General features: G+C 57.5%; 21 protein-coding genes. 9 read left to right on the forward strand and 12 right to left on the reverse strand.

The features are described 5' to 3' along the window. Positions 1-44: 44 nt before the first annotated feature. From ada to BI292_RS16595, 5 genes are all read right to left on the reverse strand, one after another. Positions 45-1,058, reverse strand: a complete 1,014-nt coding sequence (gene ada / locus BI292_RS16575; protein ID WP_101208497.1) for a bifunctional DNA-binding transcriptional regulator/O6-methylguanine-DNA methyltransferase Ada — start codon at positions 1,056-1,058, stop codon at positions 45-47. An 86-nt stretch (positions 1,059-1,144) separates the two neighbouring features. Continuing rightward, the gene (alkB, locus tag BI292_RS16580) at positions 1,145-1,825 is read right to left on the reverse strand and encodes a DNA oxidative demethylase AlkB (protein WP_092269058.1); all 681 of its coding nucleotides are present in this window, start codon (positions 1,823-1,825) and stop codon (positions 1,145-1,147) included. After that, complete coding sequence (locus BI292_RS16585; protein WP_101208498.1) at positions 1,815-2,516, reverse strand: 2OG-Fe(II) oxygenase; 702 nt, start codon at positions 2,514-2,516, stop codon at positions 1,815-1,817. The genes alkB and BI292_RS16585 overlap by 11 nt, the downstream gene beginning before the upstream one ends. Before the next feature lie 269 nt (positions 2,517-2,785). After that, a complete protein-coding gene (locus BI292_RS28945; RefSeq protein WP_092269052.1) occupies positions 2,786-2,962 on the reverse strand; it encodes a hypothetical protein in 177 nt (58 codons plus the stop codon). A gap of 34 nt (positions 2,963-2,996) precedes the next feature. Further along, complete coding sequence (locus BI292_RS16595) at positions 2,997-3,302, reverse strand: DUF1883 domain-containing protein (protein ID WP_101208500.1); 306 nt, start codon at positions 3,300-3,302, stop codon at positions 2,997-2,999. A gap of 211 nt (positions 3,303-3,513) precedes the next feature. Here BI292_RS16595 and BI292_RS16600 point away from each other — a divergent pair, with 211 nt between their 5' ends. Both BI292_RS16600 and BI292_RS16605 read left to right on the forward strand, forming a co-directional pair. Next, complete coding sequence (locus BI292_RS16600; protein WP_092281388.1) at positions 3,514-3,870, forward strand: hypothetical protein; 357 nt, start codon at positions 3,514-3,516, stop codon at positions 3,868-3,870. 101 nt (positions 3,871-3,971) lie between these two features. Further along, positions 3,972-4,202, forward strand: a complete 231-nt coding sequence (locus tag BI292_RS16605) for a hypothetical protein (RefSeq protein ID WP_101208501.1) — start codon at positions 3,972-3,974, stop codon at positions 4,200-4,202. Between the two features lie 48 nt (positions 4,203-4,250). On the opposite strand, the gene BI292_RS16610 is transcribed toward BI292_RS16605, so the two are convergent. Further along, the gene (locus BI292_RS16610; RefSeq protein WP_092281384.1) at positions 4,251-4,532 is read right to left on the reverse strand and encodes a hypothetical protein; all 282 of its coding nucleotides are present in this window, start codon (positions 4,530-4,532) and stop codon (positions 4,251-4,253) included. A gap of 140 nt (positions 4,533-4,672) precedes the next feature. After that, positions 4,673-4,861 (reverse strand): hypothetical protein, encoded by a 189-nt coding sequence (locus BI292_RS16615; RefSeq protein WP_054050563.1) that lies wholly within the window; start codon positions 4,859-4,861, stop codon positions 4,673-4,675. Between the two features lie 280 nt (positions 4,862-5,141). Here BI292_RS16615 and galU point away from each other — a divergent pair, with 280 nt between their 5' ends. Next, positions 5,142-5,981: a UTP--glucose-1-phosphate uridylyltransferase GalU gene (gene galU / locus BI292_RS16620; protein ID WP_092281382.1), complete on the forward strand. Its 840-nt coding sequence runs from the start codon at positions 5,142-5,144 to the stop codon at positions 5,979-5,981. 129 nt (positions 5,982-6,110) lie between these two features. After that, positions 6,111-7,469 carry a glutathione-disulfide reductase gene (gorA, locus tag BI292_RS16625; RefSeq protein WP_101208502.1) on the forward strand — a complete coding sequence of 453 codons (1,359 nt, stop codon included), beginning with the start codon at positions 6,111-6,113 and terminating at the stop codon, positions 7,467-7,469. On the opposite strand, the gene BI292_RS16630 is transcribed toward gorA, so the two are convergent. After that, positions 7,466-8,482 (reverse strand): DNA-binding protein, encoded by a 1,017-nt coding sequence (locus BI292_RS16630; RefSeq protein WP_101208503.1) that lies wholly within the window; start codon positions 8,480-8,482, stop codon positions 7,466-7,468. The two genes, gorA and BI292_RS16630, sit on opposite strands and share 4 nt — an antisense overlap. A gap of 178 nt (positions 8,483-8,660) precedes the next feature. On the opposite strand from BI292_RS16630, the gene BI292_RS16635 reads away from it, so the two are divergent. From BI292_RS16635 to ahpF, 3 genes are all read left to right on the forward strand, one after another. After that, a complete protein-coding gene (locus tag BI292_RS16635; RefSeq protein WP_101208504.1) occupies positions 8,661-9,605 on the forward strand; it encodes a site-specific integrase in 945 nt (314 codons plus the stop codon). 145 nt (positions 9,606-9,750) lie between these two features. Beyond that, complete coding sequence (gene ahpC, locus BI292_RS16640; protein WP_092281374.1) at positions 9,751-10,314, forward strand: alkyl hydroperoxide reductase subunit C; 564 nt, start codon at positions 9,751-9,753, stop codon at positions 10,312-10,314. Positions 10,315-10,445: 131 nt separating this feature from the next. Beyond that, a complete protein-coding gene (gene ahpF, locus BI292_RS16645) occupies positions 10,446-12,011 on the forward strand; it encodes an alkyl hydroperoxide reductase subunit F (protein ID WP_092281372.1) in 1,566 nt (521 codons plus the stop codon). 103 nt (positions 12,012-12,114) lie between these two features. Here the strand turns inward: ahpF and gloA are convergent, their stop codons facing one another. Continuing rightward, entirely contained in the window at positions 12,115-12,636 is a 522-nt protein-coding gene (gene gloA, locus BI292_RS16650; protein ID WP_101208505.1) for a lactoylglutathione lyase, read from the reverse strand. 145 nt (positions 12,637-12,781) lie between these two features. On the opposite strand from gloA, the gene BI292_RS16655 reads away from it, so the two are divergent. Further along, on the forward strand, positions 12,782-13,306 hold the full coding sequence (locus BI292_RS16655) for a DUF4946 domain-containing protein (protein ID WP_101208506.1): 525 nt from the start codon (positions 12,782-12,784) through the stop codon (positions 13,304-13,306). Between the two features lie 204 nt (positions 13,307-13,510). Here BI292_RS16655 and BI292_RS16660 read toward each other — a convergent pair whose 3' ends face one another. Next, positions 13,511-13,876 (reverse strand): histone-like nucleoid-structuring protein, MvaT/MvaU family, encoded by a 366-nt coding sequence (locus BI292_RS16660; RefSeq protein WP_092281366.1) that lies wholly within the window; start codon positions 13,874-13,876, stop codon positions 13,511-13,513. 223 nt (positions 13,877-14,099) lie between these two features. Beyond that, on the reverse strand, positions 14,100-15,635 hold the full coding sequence (locus tag BI292_RS16665; RefSeq protein WP_101208507.1) for an EAL domain-containing protein: 1,536 nt from the start codon (positions 15,633-15,635) through the stop codon (positions 14,100-14,102). Between the two features lie 363 nt (positions 15,636-15,998). Here BI292_RS16665 and hppD point away from each other — a divergent pair, with 363 nt between their 5' ends. Next, positions 15,999-17,075: a 4-hydroxyphenylpyruvate dioxygenase gene (gene hppD, locus BI292_RS16670; RefSeq protein ID WP_092281362.1), complete on the forward strand. Its 1,077-nt coding sequence runs from the start codon at positions 15,999-16,001 to the stop codon at positions 17,073-17,075. 151 nt (positions 17,076-17,226) lie between these two features. Here the strand turns inward: hppD and rarD are convergent, their stop codons facing one another. Beyond that, entirely contained in the window at positions 17,227-18,114 is an 888-nt protein-coding gene (gene rarD / locus BI292_RS16675; RefSeq protein WP_092281360.1) for an EamA family transporter RarD, read from the reverse strand. Positions 18,115-18,224: the final 110 nt, after the last annotated feature.

The raw sequence follows: 18,224 nt of genomic DNA on the forward strand, positions 1-18,224 counted from the left end.
GCAATTGGCCTCGACTTGCCACTGGACGTGCGCGGCACGGCGTTTCAGGAACGGGTCTGGCAGGCACTGCGTGAAATCCCGGTCGGCAGCACCGCCAGACTGTTCGCGCCGCAGGCCTGGGCCACGGCGCGCACGGCTTTCGGCGAGCCGATACGCAGGGCGATGTCGGCGTAACTGGCGGTGCTGCCGACCGGGATTTCACGCAGTGCCTGCCAGACCCGTTCCTGAAACGCCGTGCCGCGCACGTCCAGTGGCAAGTCGAGGCCAATTGCCGGTGCTTCGATAAACCCCACGACCTGAGCGATCAACTGCTCAAACTCGTGATCAGCGCCGATCAGGTTGGCGCGGCGGAATTTGTCCTGCAGGTCACAGACCAACTGATGTGGATCGTCGCCAAGCAAAATCGCGCAGATCCCGCGTGCGCTTTGCGCCACCAGAATTGCTCCCAGCGAGCATTGCCCGACCGCAAAACGAATGTCGTTGTTCTGGCCCTCGGCGCGGTAATCACCCGGTTTCATCCCCAGCAGGTGATCGGCGGATTCGTAGAACCGGCTATTGGAATTGAAACCTGCGTCGTACAGCGCGTCGGTTACCGAGCCACCGTCGCTCAAGCGTTCACGAACCCGGCGTGAGCGGTGGGCGCTGGCGTAACCCTTGGGCGTCAGACCGGTGACGGCTTTGAATACGCGATGAAAGTGGAAACTGCTTAACCCAGCGGCATCCGCCAGTTGGCTTAGCGCAGGCAAATTTTCCGCCGTTTCGATCTGCCGACACGCCGCCGCGACCGTGGCGGCATGTTGCGCGGCGACCTCGCTTTGGTCCTTCGCTGCGCGTTTGCTCGGGCGGTAACCGGCGGCCTGGGCTTGCTCGGCGGTGTCGAAGAATTCCACGTTCTGCGGTTTCGGCAAGCGCGCGAGGCTGCTCGGGCGGCAATAGATGCCGGTGGTTTTCACCGCGTAGACAAACTGCGCGTCAGCCTTGGGATCGCGCGCGACCACCGCAGCCCAGCGTGGGTCGTTTTCGGTGGAGGGCGTGGTTTTGCTGATGGAGGTGCTCATGGCTTCAGGTCCGTGGACTGGTTTCGCTCAGGTTAATCAGCCGACAGTAAAGCAGCACTCCGGGTCTTGCGGTCAAACTCGCAAACTCATCCGGCGAGCCGAAAAGTGAAGTTGATCCGTTGTTCGCCCAGTTGCGGATGCTGGCCGTCCTTGATCGGCAAAACGCCGTGGTAACGCAAGCGATCAACGCCGCCCCAGACCACCACGTCGCCGTGGAACAACGGCACGCGCTGGGTTTTGTCGCTGCGCTCGAAACCACCAAACTGAAACATCGCCGGCAAGCCCAGTGACACGGAGACGATAGGCGCGGCGTAGGAACCTTCGTTTTTATCCTGATGCAAAGACATCTTCGCCCCAGGGATATAACGATTGATCAGGCAGGAGTCCGGCACAAAGTCAGCAAATCCTGCTTCCTGCGCCGCGGCTTGCGCCAGTTCGAAAAACGCCGGTGGCATGGCTGGCCACGGTTGTCCGGTTTGCGGATCGTGACGCGTGTAACGGTAACCGCTGCGGTCGGTGGTCCAGCCCAGCGCACCGCAACTGCTCAGCGCCACCGACATGGTAAAACCGCCCGGCGTGACCATTTGCCGAAACGGCGCGGCCGACAGCACGGCTTCCAGCGCTGGCAGCAATCGGTCAAGCAGAGGCAGGGCAAAGCCGCGCAGCACGTAGGACTGTTCGCCGATCTGCTCGCGCCGTGGCGTTTGCTGTGGCTCGTCATCAGCGAACAGGTCGAGGGTGGTCGGGCTCATGGTTTCATAACGCATCGTGAAAAATGATTCCAAGGGTATGGCGATTGCCGCTGTGCAGGCGACTGACGCCGTGGCGCAGCGTCACTCGGTAATAACCGCGAAGGCCTTTGACCGGGCGCTGGCTGACGGCAAAGATCAGCGCATCTCCTTTGCTCAGGCCAATGACCTGAGGCCGGGACTGCATGCGCGGACGTTGCTCGGTCAACACAAACTCGCCACCGCTGAAGTCTTGCTGCGGCTCTGACAGAAGAATCGCTACTTGCAGTGGGAAAACGTGTTCACCGTACAGGTCCTGATGCAAACAGTTGTAGTCCTGCGCACCGTATTGCAGCAACAACGGAGTAGGGCGCTCCTGACCAGCGGCGTGGCAGCGCTCGATGAATTGCGCGTGACGTTCGGGGAAACGCGTCGGCAAGCTCATGTGTTCGTACCAGCGATTGGCGATCGGCACCAGGCGCGGGTACAGCGTATCGCGTAGCTGACTCACCACGTCGGGCAACGGGTATTTGAAATACTTGTATTGCCCGCGCCCGAAGCCGTGGCGAGCCATCATGACCTGTGAACGGAAGGGCTCCTGTTGGGCGTACAGCGCGCTGATTTCGTCGCACGCCTGATGGCTTAACAGTGAGCGCACAATCGCGCAGCCTTCCTGATCGAGTTGCTGTTCAAGCGCCGGCCAATCCGTCGATTCCACGCAAGTGGGCATGTCGTGACTCCTGAACCGTAGGTTGAGGTGGCCAGACTAGGATGTGTGCGCTGAGCGAACACTCCGGCGCTTGCGCTCGAATTTTGCGGCGGGGCGCGCGGACGTCCAGGTTGTCGCTCCCGGCAATGTTCTGCTGCCACGAACCCTGTGGGAGCGAGGTTGCTCGCGATGAGGGCGTGTCAGTCGACATCAATGCCGCCCGACCCATTGCAATCGCGAGCAAGCTCGCTCCCACAAAGAGTCTTCATCAAGCACGAGAGTTGCGAGTGTTACAGCGCTTTGCTGACAGCGATTTCGCTGATCACGTCGTCGCTCTGGCCATGAATAGCGTCCAGCGCGGCTTTGGCTTCTTCTTCGGTGCCGTCTACAAGTTGGGCAAATTCGAAGCGGCGCTCACCGTTAAGTTTGTATTTGATGACGTACTTGGTCGTTTGGGCCACGGTCATGTCAGGTCTGCCTGTTTGCGTGTGTGGGTGCGGCTCAGCTCAATTTGGTGCTGGAGCGGCGGACGATCTTGATTGAGTGAGTCAAGGTCGGTTTGCGGGTCACGCTGATGGCCTTGCGACTGTTGACCATGTCGATGGTGATGTTCCAGAAACCGGTGCTGGGCGCGGTGATGCGGGCCGGGAACGTATCGAAAGCGCCGCCGTGATAGGTGTGGCGGCCGCCATTTTTGAAGCTGCGGAAATTGGCGTCGTTCATCAAGCGAATGTTGCAGGTTTGCGAGCATTGAATGACGACAATGTCGTCCTCGTTGAGGTGCTCGCGCTGGTGGATAAATTTCATGAGGCGCCTCCAGAAGGGCTTTTTCTACAAAATCAAAACGATAGCAGGACAATTGGCAGAGTTTATCAGCCCGAACGGGTTATTATCCCGCTGTCAGCGCCGTGTTTGACAATTAAAAACGCTTATTCGGAATTCTATGAGCGATAAATGCAACGAGCCCCGGAGAAAAACAGTCTTTACGCTGTCGGAGGGTCTTTATCGGAGGTTTTATATGAAATGGGGTGTCCTGGTTCTGCCGCTTGCCTTGGCGGTGAGTGGTTGTGCAAATGTCGCAGAAATCAACGAGACGCTGCCGACCATGAACGTGATCTCAGGTAAAAAGCCTCACGAGTACGCGCAATGCTTGGTCGAGAAACTCGCCAGCAGCCGTGGTGCCCTGCAGATCGAGCCGCACAAGGAAGGCGTGCAAGTCATCGTTCCAGGCAAGTTGGCCTCCGGCCCGGCCGCCGTGTTTGATATCGAAGACCGCTCCGGCGGCAGTGGTATCAAGCTCCACGAGCGGATGTCCAACGTGCCGGTCCGGCCAAAAGATATCCAGCGCGCCGCTACGGCTTGCATCTCTGGTTAACAGAACGCCGGTTGATCGAGCGCTGGCTGATAGAATGTCGACCGCTAGCCTGATGCCGCCAAAGCCCTGCTTTGGCGGCATCGTCATTTCTGGAGTTGCGCATGAAGCGAGAGCAGATACGGGAACGTCATGCAGAGGGCCATATCTCTGCCACCCACGTGATTCAGAACCCGGCGAATTCGGGGGAATGGATCGTGTTTTTCAAGAAGAGCGCTGGGCGCAGTTACTTCCTGGTGGACGAAAACGATGAAGTCGAATCATTCGCCAGCCTCGACGAGTTGATCGAGACCGTGCGCGGCCTCGGGATCAAATTTGCCGAAATTCACATGTAGTTCTGCTGGTCGTTGCCAATGCAGTTCTGCACGTAGACGCAGCGCGCCTTATTTGCAGACCACCACTACGCTGCGGTTTTTGAAGTTGCCGACATCGACGCCAAGGGTTTTGTCGCTTTCCTTGGTCGAGGGCGTTCCGTCAGTGCCGACGATCCGGTAGCCGGTGCCCGCGCAGGAGTCATCGGCCTTTTCGTAGCAGGTGGCCCAGGAATTGGCTTCGCCGGAGCAGTCGATGGTTAGACCCTGTTCGCCGTTGTTCAGGTAGGTTCGTTCGGAGGTGGCGCAACCGGTGAGCGCCAGTACTGCAATCAGTGCCAGAAATTTGTTCATGTCGTTTTTTTCGTCGTCAGATGATGGGGCTAAGCCTGTGACAGCAGCCGAATGAAAAGGTTATAGCGAATGGCCACTTTGTTGCAGACATCCATAAAAAAGCCCTGCTCGATGGCAGGGCTGCTCGAATCAGCTGCTTATCAGGACTTGTCCTTGCCGCGACGTTTCGGGCCTGCAGGTTGATCCTGCAACACCGATGCCACCTCGATCGCCAGCGCTTCGGTAGGGAAAGGTCCGGCGATATTCTCGCCAGCAACGCTGTCTACCCACCATTGGCCGTCTTTCGCCTGATTGATCAGGTACCCGTTGACACTCTTTGCTACCGACATCTATCTGCCTCGTTGACTGTGTTCAATCGCGCCATGATAGCGCCAAATGCCCTTGACCGGTGCGGATCGGCGTATGGTGGTGCGATTGCCGGTCTGCGCGCAAGCCACGCTTGTGCTATCTATACCCGCGCTCTGTGCTATCAATAAAAGCTTATGGGAACTATCCGCGAGAATATTTCTCTATGATGGCATCGGTTAGCCAGTGCGGGGCATTGTAAGGTGCCTGCAGCCTGATTAGACTGCGCCGAAACCCGAACACACAGCCTTTTCAAGGACTTATATGATCAAGAAATGCTTGTTCCCAGCAGCCGGTTACGGTACTCGCTTCCTGCCAGCGACTAAAGCCATGCCCAAAGAAATGCTGCCGGTGGTAAACAAGCCACTGATCCAGTACGGCGTCGAAGAAGCACTGGACGCTGGGTTGACCGAAATCTCCATCGTGACTGGCCGCGGCAAACGCGCACTCGAAGACCACTTCGACATCAGCTACGAGTTGGAAAACCAGATCAAGGGCACTGACAAGGAAAAATACCTGGTCGGCATCCGTAAGCTGCTCGACGAGTGCTCTTTCTCCTACACTCGCCAGACCGAAATGAAAGGCCTCGGCCACGCAATCCTGACGGGCCGTCCGCTGATCGGCGACGAACCTTTCGCCGTGGTGCTGGCGGATGACTTGTGCGTCAACCTCGGCGGCGACGGCGTCCTGACGCAAATGGTCAAGCTGTACAAACAGTACCGCTGCTCGATCATCGCGATCCAGGAAGTTGATCCGATGGAAACCAACAAGTACGGCGTTATCGCCGGTGACTTGATCGGCGACGACCTGTACCGCGTGCGCAACATGGTTGAAAAACCAGCGCCGGAAGATGCACCGTCGAACCTCGCGATCATCGGTCGTTACATCCTCACGCCGGACATCTTTGACCTGATCCAGCAAACCGATCCAGGCAAGGGTGGCGAAATCCAGATCACCGACGCCCTGATGAAACAGGCGCAAAACGGTTGCGTGATTGCCTACAAATTCAAAGGCAAGCGTTTCGACTGCGGTGGCGCTGAAGGCTACATCGAAGCAACCAACTTCTGTTTCGAGAACTTCTACAAGACTGGCAAGGCTTACTGATAGCGCCGCACCACTTGTATTGAGAAAACCACCTTCGGGTGGTTTTTTCGTTTTCCGCCCGCATATTGTTCGCAGCGTTTGCCCAATGATTGTCTGCAGGTATGCTGATGGCCTGCCGAGGAGATAGAAATGGCCTTTGATTTTGACCTTTATGTAATTGGCGCCGGTTCCGGCGGTGTGCGGGCTGCGCGATTTGCGACGGGTTTTGGCGCGAAAGTCGCCGTGGCGGAGAGCCGTTACCTGGGCGGCACGTGCGTGAACGTTGGCTGCGTGCCGAAGAAGCTGCTGGTCTACGGCGCGCACTTCGCCGAAGACTTCGAGCAATCCTCCGGTTTCGGCTGGACGCTGGGTGAGGCCAAGTTCGATTGGGCGACGCTGATTGCCAACAAGGATCGCGAGATCAATCGCCTCAACGGCATTTATCGCAACTTGCTGGTCAACAGCGGCGTGACCTTGCATGAGGGCCACGCCACGATTGTCGACCCGCACACCGTCGAGATCAACGGCGAGCAATTCACCGCCAAGAACATCCTCATCGCCACCGGCGGCTGGCCGCAGATTCCGGAGATTCCGGGCCACGAGCACGCGATCAGCTCCAATCAGGCGTTCTTCCTCAAAGACCTACCGAAGCGCGTTCTGGTGGTCGGTGGTGGCTACATTGCCGTCGAGTTCGCCGGGATTTTCCACGGCCTCGGTGCCGAAACGACGCTGCTGTACCGCGGCGATCTGTTCCTGCGTGGCTTTGATGGTGCGGTGCGCAAGCATTTGCAGGAAGAGCTGACCAAGCGCGGTATGGACTTGCAGTTCAACGCAGACATCGAGCGTATCGAGAAACTCGCCGATGGCAGCCTGAAAGCGACGCTCAAGGATGGCCGCCAACTGCAAGCAGATTGCATTTTCTATGCGACTGGCCGACGTCCGATGCTCGACAACCTCGGCTTGGAAAACACTGGGGTCAAACTCGACAAGAAAGGCTTTGTTGAAATCGATGAGCAGTATCAGACCGCCGAGCCGTCGATCCTGGCCCTGGGCGATGTAATTGGTCGCGTGCAATTGACGCCGGTGGCGCTGGCCGAAGGCATGGCGGTGGCGCGGCGTTTGTTCAAGCCTGAGCAGTATCGTCCGGTGGATTACAAAATGATCCCGACGGCGGTGTTCAGCTTGCCGAACATCGGCACCGTCGGTTTGACCGAGGAGGAGGCCCGCGAGGCCGGACACGAAGTGGTGATCTACGAAAGCCGTTTCCGGCCGATGAAGCTGACCCTGACCGAATGTCAGGAACGCACGCTGATGAAACTGGTGGTCGATGGCAAGTCCGACAAGGTCTTGGGTTGCCACATGGTCGGCCCCGATGCAGGGGAAATCGTCCAGGGCCTGGCGATTGCGCTGAAGGCCGGCGCCACCAAGCGGGACTTCGATGAAACCATCGGCGTGCATCCAACTGCCGCCGAAGAGTTCGTGACCATGCGCACGCCCGTCGCCGGTTAATCGTCCTTCGCTGCGTCTGGCGCTGACGCAACGACGGCCGCCAGACGCATGCTTTCGCTTTCGTGCAGGCTGGCCTGGGTCTTCGCCAACTCAATTTCCAATGATTGATTGATCTGCGCTTGTTCATCAACGCTCTGTTTCAGCGCCTGACTTTCCAGTAGCGCGATGCGCAAGCGTTCCTGGAGGAGGGTGCGTTCGTTGTCGGCGCGGCTGGCATGTTCGAGCAATTGGTCCTGGCGGTTGTTGGCCTGTTTGAGATGTTCCTGCAACAGACTCAGCTCGCGCAGCGTGCCGCGACTTTCGGTCAGCACGCGTTCGTTATCGCGATGCAATTGCGTGATCTCATCCTGGCGGACGAGGGCGCTTTGCTGGGCCTGACGTAATTCCATCTGAATCTGCTGCACCTGACCTTCGTGCCGACGCTGCTCTTGCTCGCGCTGCTCTTTGACGGCGTTGCGATAGTGCTCCAGCGCGTCGCGGGCGTGCAGATGTTTGTCTTCCAGCGAGTGGATCTGCTCGTCCTTGTCCTTCAGGCGTAATTCGAAATCCGCCAGCGCCTGATTGAGCCCGGCGTTGCGGGTTTGCTCGGTCTGCAGCATCGAGCGGGTTTGCAGCAACGCGTCGGATTCCTGCGTCAGCGCCAGGCTTTGAATCTCGTACTGCTGCTGCAATTCGGTGTTGGCTTCACGCGCTTCATCAAGCTGCGTTTCCAGGGTTTTGCGCTGATGCTCGAACGCTTCGCGGGCCTGATCGATCGGCTCTTGCGCCTGTTCTTTGAGGCGTTGCGCAAGGCGTGAGACCAATCCTGCCAGTTCATCATCAATCGGCTCTGCGACTTCTTCAGTGCGCTGCAGGCCGCCGTCGAGCTCCTTCAGATAGCGATGAATCGTGGTTTTCGAGCCGGTATTGCCCATTTCGATCCGTACTGCGTCGATGCTCGGGTTTTCACCGCGAGCGAGGATCGCCAGACGGGCCGTTTGCACCACTGCTTTGTTTACACCGCCACGAGCCATGTGTTCTCCTACGATTTCGTACTGTGGTACGTACCACTAGAGTACACAGTGTACCATTCAAAATAAAAAGTTAAATACCGAATGTATATGACGCGGGATATACTGGTATTACCCCGTGTGATGAGCTTTCGACACGGTTTTCGCCCGCTAAAGCGGTACGTTTTCAAGAGTTGAGCCCATGACTGATCTGGATCGCTATCTACAGGCCGCCACCCGCGACAACACCCGTCGCAGCTATCGCGCGGCCATTGAGCACTTCGAAGTCAGTTGGGGCGGATTTTTGCCAGCGACCAGCGAGAGCGTTGCGCGTTACCTGGTGGCGCATGCGGGGTTGCTGTCGATCAATACGCTGAAGCTGCGTCTGTCGGCGTTGGCGCAATGGCACAACAGCCAGGGTTTCGCCGACCCGACCAAGGCGCCGGTCGTGCGCCAGGTGTTCAAGGGCATTCGCGCCTTGCACCCGGCGCAGGAAAAACAAGCCGAGCCATTGCAACTGCAGCATCTGGAGCAAGTGGTGGCTTCGTTGGAGCAGGAAGCGCAAACCGCCAAGGTTGAAGGTGATCAGCCCGGATTGCTCAGGGCGCGGCGCGACACGGCGCTGATTCTGCTGGGTTTCTGGCGTGGTTTCCGTAGCGATGAGTTGTGCCGTTTGCAAATCGAGCACGTGAAAGCTGTGGCTCAGTCAGGCATCACGCTGTATCTGCCGCGCAGCAAGAGCGATCGCGAAAACCTCGGCAAGACCTACCAGACGCCGGCCCTGCAGCGTTTGTGTCCGGTGCAGGCATACATCGCCTGGATCACCGAAGCAGCGCTGGTTCGTGGACCGGTGTTTCGCGGCATTGATCGTTGGGGCCATCTGAGCGAGGAGGGGCTGCACGCCAACAGCGTGATTCCGTTGCTGCGCCAGGCGCTGGAGCGCGCCGGCATTGCCGCCGAGCTCTACACCAGTCACTCGCTGCGGCGCGGCTTTGCGACGTGGGCGCATCAGAGCGGTTGGGATTTGAAGTCGTTGATGAATTACGTCGGTTGGAAGGACATGAAATCCGCCATGCGCTACGTCGAAGCCAGCCCTTTTCTGGGGATGACGGCCCTTGCGGAGAAATCCATCGACGCGCCTAAGTAAGTTTTCGTCTATTAATACTACCGGCTAATAGCGAAAACCAATGAGCAGCATGAGGTTTGCCAATGAGCCATCGTGCGTTCGAGTGGGTAGAGTTCACCCCATCAACTTTTCAACCCAACTTTTCAACCCTGACGGAGAGTCACCGATGCCTATCATCAACAGCCAAGTAAAACCGTTTAAAGCAACTGCTTTCAAAAATGGCGACTTCGTACAAGTGTCGGACGCAGACCTGAAAGGCAAATGGTCTGTGGTGTTCTTCTACCCAGCCGACTTCACCTTCGTTTGCCCAACCGAACTGGAAGACTTGGCTGACAACTACGCCGCGTTCCAGAAACTGGGCGTCGAAATCTACAGCGTTTCCACTGACACCCACTTTGCTCATGCTGCCTGGCACAACACTTCGCCAGCCATCGGCAAAATCGAATACACCATGATCGGCGACCCAACCCACGCCATCTCCCGCAACTTCGACGTACTGATCGAAGACGTTGGCCTGGCTGACCGTGGCACCTTCGTGATCAACCCAGAAGGCCAGATCAAAATCGTTGAGCTGAACGACGGCGGTGTTGGTCGTGACGCTTCCGAGCTGCTGCGCAAAATCAAGGCTGCTCAGTACGTTGCTGCTCACCCAGGCGAAGTTTGCCCAGCCAAGTGGAAAGAAGGCGAGGCCACTCTGGCGCCGTCGCTGGACCTGGTCGGCAAGATCTAAGTCTGTGACAAAAGCATCACCAGGGCGGGTTTCCGCACCTTAGTAAGCTGCAACCGCCCAATAAAAACGCCCGGGCGAGATTCGCTCGGGCGTTTTTTTTCGCCTCAAATAAAGTAAAGGAAATCGCCCGTATGTTGGACGCCAATCTTAAAGCCCAGTTGAAATCGTACCTGGAACGGGTCACCCAACCGATCGAGATCGTTGCTTCCCTCGACGACGGTGCGAAATCCCGGGAAATGCTCGAATTGTTGAAAGACGTTGCCAGTCTTTCCACCCAGATTACTTTGCTCGACAACGGTGATGACGCACGTAAGCCATCGTTCTCGATCAATCGCCCCGGTGCCGATATCAGCCTGCGTTTCGCCGGCATCCCGATGGGCCATGAATTCACTTCGCTGGTGCTGGCCTTGCTGCAAGTCGGCGGCCACCCTTCGAAGGCCAGCGTTGAAGTGATCGAACAAATCCGTTCGCTCAAAGGCGAGTTCAGCTTCGAGACGTACTTCTCGCTGTCCTGCCAGAACTGCCCGGACGTGGTCCAGGCGCTGAACCTGATGGCCGTGCTCAACCCGAACATCCGCCACGTCGCCATCGACGGCGCACTGTTCCAGGCCGAAGTTGACCAGCGCCAGATCATGGCGGTGCCAAGCGTTTACCTGAACGGCGAAATCTTCGGCCAGGGCCGCATGGGCGTGGAAGAAATTCTCGCCAAGATCGACACCAGCGGTGCCGAGCGCCAGGCTGAGAAAATCAGCGCCAAAGAGGCCTTCGATGTATTGATCGTCGGCGGTGGCCCGGCCGGCGCATCGGCGGCCATTTACGCTGCTCGTAAAGGTATTCGCACCGGCGTCGCCGCTGAACGTTTTGGTGGGCAGGTGCTGGACACCATGGCCATCGAGAACTTCATCTCGGTGCAGGAAACCGAAGGGCCGAAGCTGGCCAGCGCTTTGGAAGAACACGTCAAGCAGTACGATGTGGACATCATGAACCTGCAACGCGCCACTGCATTGATCCCGGCGAAGAATGCCGGCGACTTGCACGAAGTCCGTTTCGAAAGTGGTGCCAGCCTGAAAACCAAGGCATTGATCCTTGCCACTGGCGCCCGCTGGCGCGAGATGGGTGTGCCGGGCGAGCAGCAATACAAAGCCAAAGGGGTGTGTTTCTGCCCGCACTGCGATGGTCCGCTGTTTAAAGGCAAGCGTGTCGCGGTGATCGGTGGCGGTAACTCCGGCGTCGAGGCAGCTATCGACTTGGCAGGGATCGTCAGCCACGTGACGTTGCTGGAATTCGACAGCAAACTGCGCGCCGATGCGGTGCTTCAGCGCAAGTTGTACAGCCTGCCGAACGTCAACGTCATCACCAGCGCGCTGACCAGCGAAGTGAAAGGTGACGGGCAGAAAGTCACCGGTCTGGTCTACAAGGATCGCGATTCGGGCGAGTTCACCACGGTCGAGCTGGAAGGGATCTTTGTCCAGATCGGTTTGTTGCCGAACACCGATTGGCTCAAAGGCACTGTCGAGTTGTCGCCGCGCGGCGAGATCATCGTCGATGCTCGCGGTGAGACTTCATTGCCGGGCGTGTTTGCCGCCGGCGACGTGACCACCGTGCCGTACAAGCAGATCGTGATTGCGGTGGGCGAGGGCGCCAAGGCATCCCTCAGCGCATTCGATCACTTGATCCGCACTTCCGCGCCGGCCTAAACGCCGAGGCTGAAAACACAAAAACCCCATGAGTGATCATGGGGTTTTTTTGTGCTGCACCTTTGAGCGTTCCGACGCCGAGCGTGGGAACGATCAGCAGTGATTACATTGCGGTTGGCTGAATGATTTCTACCCAGTAAGCATCCGGGTCCTTGATGAACGCCAGGCTCTTCATGCGGCCATCGTTCAGGCGCTTCTGGAAGTCGCAACCCAGCGCTTCGAAACGCTCGCACGCCGCGCGGATGTCCGGCACAGAAATGCAGATATGACCAAAGCCGCGCGGGTCGGTGTTGCCGTTGTGGTAAGCGAAGTCGGCATCGTTTTCAGTGCCGTGGTTGTGCGTCAGTTCGAGAATGCCGGGGATCGATTTCATCCACTCGGTGCGCGCAGCGGCATCAGCCGGGATCTGGTCTTTGTCGACCAGCGCCAGGAAGTACAGGCTGAACTCGGCTTCCGGAAAGTCGCGTTTTTCCACCAGCGAGAAGCCGAGAATGCGCGTGTAGAAATCCAGCGATTTGGTGATGTCCTTGACCCGCAACATGGTGTGGTTGAAGACGAACTTCTGGGTGGCGGTATCGGGTTGGGCGGTGACGCCGGGGAAGGTGTTCAATTCGTGCAGGCTCATGGGCCCTCCGGAAAATAAGTGGGGCTGGCGAATGGACGCAATGATACGCAACCGTTTGCGCATCAACAAATCCAAACGGCCAGCTATTGCCTGACGGCCGGACGAGGCTCAGACTTCGTCGCTCATTCCCTGAGTGCGCCTCGTAATGATCCGACCGTTCACATCGCTGTTGGTTTGCCTCGGTTTGTTGGCATTTGCCGAAATCTCGCTCGCCGACACCCCGAGCATCACCTGGCCGAGCGGCTGGGAGGCGGAAGTGATTGAGCCCAGCCCGGCAACGCCGCAAGTGTCACGCCAGCGCGCGGTCAAAAATGACGCCGATGGCAATCAGGTAATGGTCATGGAACTGACGATGACCGAAGTCGACAGTGGCCACGAGGTCAACTTGCAAGGCGTGCTGCTGGAGATGCGCAAGTCGGTGCAAAAGGACTTTTTCCAAAGCGGTTATCAAAGTGTCTGCAACAAGATTCACTCGGCGACATTGAGTCAACTGCAGGCGCTGGAAACGACTTGCACGGTGACGCAAAACGGTCGACATGTGCTGTCGCAAACACTGGTTGCCGCCGTGGCGACCGGCAAGGCTTATGTTCTTTCCTATGCCGGGCAGGCAGACGTTTATAAGGCAAGTCAGGACGAAATTCAGGCTGCTCGTAACAGCTTGAAACTTTAGCTGAACATTCGAGTGGTCAGTGGCGCTCGACTGTTGAGATACCTGAACGAGTTAACGCCAAAGTAAGTAAACAAGTATTCAACGCTGAACTGCCATATCTGTTGGCTGCTGGTTTGCAACTTGATCGCAGACTATCGTTGCATTTGTTAGATATCGCCCATGAAAAAGCCCTGCATCAGCAAGGCTTTTTTGTTGCCGCGAAGGTTAGCCGCGCAACCAGGAATCAACGGTAGAAGCGCCGTATTCTTCCTTCCATGCTTTCAGGCCACGGTGGTTGCCGCCCTTGGTTTCAATCAATTCGCCGGTGTGGGGGTTGTGATAAACCTTGACCACACGAGCGCGGCGGGTTTTAGGCGCTGCGGTCTGTTGCAGGCCCGTTCTGGCCGGGTTCGGATCGAGAATGGCGATGATGTCGCGCAGGCTTTTGCCGTAGGTTTTCATCAGCCCCTGGAGCTTTTCTTCGAATTCGATTTCTTTCTTGAGCCCGGCATCGTTCTTCAGTGATTCCAGCTGCTTGAGCTGTTCTTGAAGGGCCTTTTCGGCTGCACGAAATTCAGCGAGTCTGGACAATATCTTTACTCCAATAGTGTGTTTGGCTGATACCAACCGCAAACAAAGCTATAAGCCAAGAGCCTTGAAGCGACTCGGTGATAATGGCTCACCTGCCAATCTTGCACAGGCAAGAAAAATTGTAGTAGTTAATTGGCCGAGAGTAAATCATGTCTTTTTCTTCATGTAACAACAGCAGTCTTTTGATTCGATTTGCTTGAGATTTGCTTAATTGCCCAGCGCGTTAATGGTCACTTAATGCATTAATGAAGTCCGCGCCAGGCATTGGCCGGCCGAACAGGTAGCCTTGCAGGAAGTCCACGTTGTGCGCTGTCAGGTAATCGCTTTGCTCCTCGGTTTCTACACCTTCGGCAACAATTCCAAGATCCAGCTTGGCCGACAGTTCGATGATGCTGTCGAGAATATGCCGGGAAAGGGCATCGGCACCGATCATCGCGACGAAGCTTCGATCGATTTTCAGGAAGTCCACGTTGAATTGGCGCAAGTAGCCGAGGCTCGAATGCCCGGTGCCGAAGTCATCGATGGCGATCATCACGCCCAAGTCGTGAAGTTGCTCAAACAACTGATGAGTCAGCGGCGTCGGTTCGATCAGTTCGCGCTCGGTGAGTTCCAGTACGAGGATGACGCTGCCCGGCGCGAACGCTGCGAGAAACACTCGGCAATCCTCGACCAGTTCCAGATCCTGGCAATGGCTGGCGGTGATGTTGATGCCGATATGAAACGGCCCGTCGAATGTCGCGGAGACCGGCGCGAGCAGCGCAGCAGTCTGCTGCATCAATGCACGGGTCATCGGCACGATCAGCCCCGAGTGTTCGGCGAACGGGATAAACAGATCGGGCCGTACCAAACCCTCTTTCGGATGATTCCAGCGCATCAACACTTCGGTGCCGCTCCACTTCTTAGTGTCGCCGTACACCAGCGGCTGGAAGTAGGGGATGAACTCGCCGGCCTCTAACGCGCGCTGCAATTCAACGCTGGGCGATGAAGCACGCTTCTGCAACACGTGGCCAATCGAACCTGCAACCACACCGAAGAACATCAGCAAACTGAACAGCGGCGGGTACTCGCTGCTTATATAGCGCCAGGTTTCGCCTTCGGGGAAACCGGCTTCCACGGTAAACGCGTAACGCTCCGAGACCCGCGTGCTTGGCGCTACGGGTAACGCGGGCAGGGCACCTTGACGCACTTTGCCATCAGCAGATAACCAGTTGTTGCCGACTTGCAGTAACAGCAAAGTCTGCCGGCCGATCATGCGCAAGACGTTGCTCAGGTGATAACCGTCGAGTGTGGTCAACGCGCCTTTTTTGCCGTCGCTGAGGCGATACACCAGTAGCGCAGTGTTCGGCGTTACTGGGTTGCCATTCATCAACCACAACTGGCCGTGGGTGTAATCCCCGGCGTTGACCGCTTCCTGGTAGTCGCCGAACAGCGAGCTGCAATATAGGTTGTTGTCCCACACCAGATTGGTCGAGCGCACAAACGGGCGGCGCGTGACTTGTTCGCGCAATGCCAGTTTCGCGTCTTCGCAGCGGTTGCCGGCCAGGGGCAGCAATACCCGCGCCGCTTCGGCGGTGTTGTCGAGCATCAAGTTGAATTGGCGCAGCGCTTCGTCGGCGGTTCGCTCGGCGTTTTGTTCCAGCGCGCGTCCGGCTTGCATATAAAGGATGGCGCATCCCAGCAGTATCGGCAGCGCGCCGCTCAAAATGGTCACAGCAATGCGGGTGCTGCGTTTGCGGCGGGACTTGACGGTGAGCGGCATGGGCAAAACCTGAGCGGATGAATAAGCATCATAGATGGCGGATGTAGCTTGTGTCGGCAGATTTGCCCGTGCAACAAAGCGCTTGCGCCGGGAGCGTGAAAGGCGATTTGATACAGAAGGCAGACAACCCCTATTACGCTGTGTAGAATCCGGTTACGCATACAATAATAAATGACTTCTGATACTAGAAGCCTCGCCCGCAAGAGCCTTGGGTCGACAATGAAGAGTTTTGGGTTCCAACTGATCTACGGTGACTTTCTCGCCCGCAGCGTGCGGGGCATCTCCTGTGCGCCACCCGCCATTCTCAGCATTGCTAGCAACTAACGATCCGTTAATTCTAAGAATGATGATGAGGCGCCAACCATGGCAGATTTATACGAAAACCCAATGGGCCTGATGGGCTTTGAATTCATCGAGTTCGCATCGCCGATCCCCAATACGCTGGAGCCGATCTTCGAGATCATGGGCTTCACCAAAGTCGCGACCCACCGCTCCAAAGACGTGCACCTGTATCGCCAGGGCCAGATCAACCTGATCCTCAACAACGAACCAAACAGTGTGGCCTCGTACTTCGCCGCCGAGCACGGCCCGTCGGTGTGCGGCATGGCGTTCCGGGTCAAAAATGCCCAGCAGGCGTTCGCCCGTGCTCTGGAACTCGGCGCGCAGCCGATTCACATCGAAACCGGCCCGATGGAACTGAACCTGCCGGCGATCAAAGGCATTGGCGGCGCGCCGCTGTACCTGATCGACCGTTTTGGCGAAGGCAGCTCGATCTATGACATCGACTTCGTGTTCATCGAAGGCGTGGATCGCAACCCGGTCGGCGCCGGCCTGAAGATCATCGACCACCTGACGCACAACGTGTATCGCGGGCGCATGGCTTACTGGGCGAACTTCTACGAGAAGCTGTTCAACTTCCGCGAAATCCGTTACTTCGACATCAAAGGCGAGTACACCGGCCTGACCTCCAAAGCGATGACCGCGCCGGATGGCATGATCCGCATCCCGTTGAACGAAGAATCGTCGAAGGGCGCCGGGCAGATCGAAGAATTCCTGATGCAGTTCAACGGCGAAGGCATTCAGCACGTCGCGTTCCTCAGCGACAACCTGATCGATACCTGGGATCGCCTGAAAAAAATCGGCATGCGCTTCATGACCGCGCCACCGGAAACTTATTACGAAATGCTTGAAGGCCGTTTGCCGAACCACGGCGAGCCGGTCGATCAACTGCAATCGCGCGGGATTCTGCTGGATGGTTCGTCGGAGTCGGGCGACAAGCGCCTGCTGCTGCAGATCTTCTCGGAAACCCTGATGGGGCCGGTGTTCTTCGAGTTCATCCAGCGCAAGGGCGATGATGGGTTCGGCGAAGGCAACTTCAAGGCGCTGTTCGAATCGATCGAGCGCGATCAGGTTCGTCGTGGCGTACTGTCCACCGAGTAAGCCGCAACACATATAGAAAAGCCCGGCCAGTATTACTGCTGACCGGGCTTTTCTTTGGCTGATACATCCCCCTGTAGGAGCGAGGCTTGCCCGCGAAGCTTTTTGGCGCCTTCAAGGACGCCTTCGCGGGCAAGCCTCGCTCCTACATTATTTACATAGGCTTGCGGCGCTGCCGGACCAGATGCTTGAACCCTTCAAACACCAGCACCACTACCGCCATCCAGATCGGGATGTAGGTCAGCCATTCCCCGGGCTTGATGCTTTCCCCAAGCAGCAACGCCACGCCAAGCAACAACACTGGTTCGACATAACTCAGCAACCCGAACAGGCTGAACGGCAGCAGGCGGCTGGCGATGATGTAGACCACCAGCGCCGATGCACTGATCAGACCGAGCAACGGGATCAGCAGCGACAGCCACGGATACTGGTCGAACACGGCGAAACCCTGTTCGCCGCCCCAGACAAACCAGCACGCCACCGGCAGCATCAGGGTCATGTCCATCCACAACCCGCCGAGGTTGTCGGTCGCCAGCCATTTGCGCAGCACGAAGTAGGTTGGGTAACCGACGACCACCAGCAACGTTGCCCAGGAAAAACCGCCGACCTGATACAGCTCGTTGAGCACGCCAAGCGAGGCGAAAAACACCGCGACTTTCTGCAGATAGGACAAACGCTCGCCATAAGCGATGCGCCCGGTCAGCACCATCGCCAGCGGCAACAGGAAATACCCCAGCGACACGTCGAGGCTGTAACCGTTGAGCGGCGCCCACATGAACAGCCACAACTGCAACCCAAGCAAAATCGCCGAGGCGACCAGGCCGATGAGCAGCTTGGGCTTGCCGATCACCAATTTGACGATGGCGACGGCGCGCCGCCATTCGCCGGACACCAGCATGAACACGGTCATGCAGGGCAAGGTCAGGAGCATCCGCCAGCCGAAGATTTCTACGCCGCTCAACGGGGTGAGCAACGAGGTGTAGTAATACATGACGGCAAACAGCACCGAGGCTGTGACCGATAAAGCGATACCTTTAGACAAACTGTCCTCGCGAGGTTGAACGTGAAACGGGGGGCGGAGGATACGTGGTTTTAGCTTAGAACACTGTTCGATTGATCAACCGTGCTCACAGGTGATTGTTCCTACGCGGA

Origin of the sequence: Pseudomonas sp. 43NM1 (assembly GCF_002836905.1) — a bacterium.
Lineage (GTDB): Bacteria > Pseudomonadota > Gammaproteobacteria > Pseudomonadales > Pseudomonadaceae > Aquipseudomonas > Aquipseudomonas prosekii.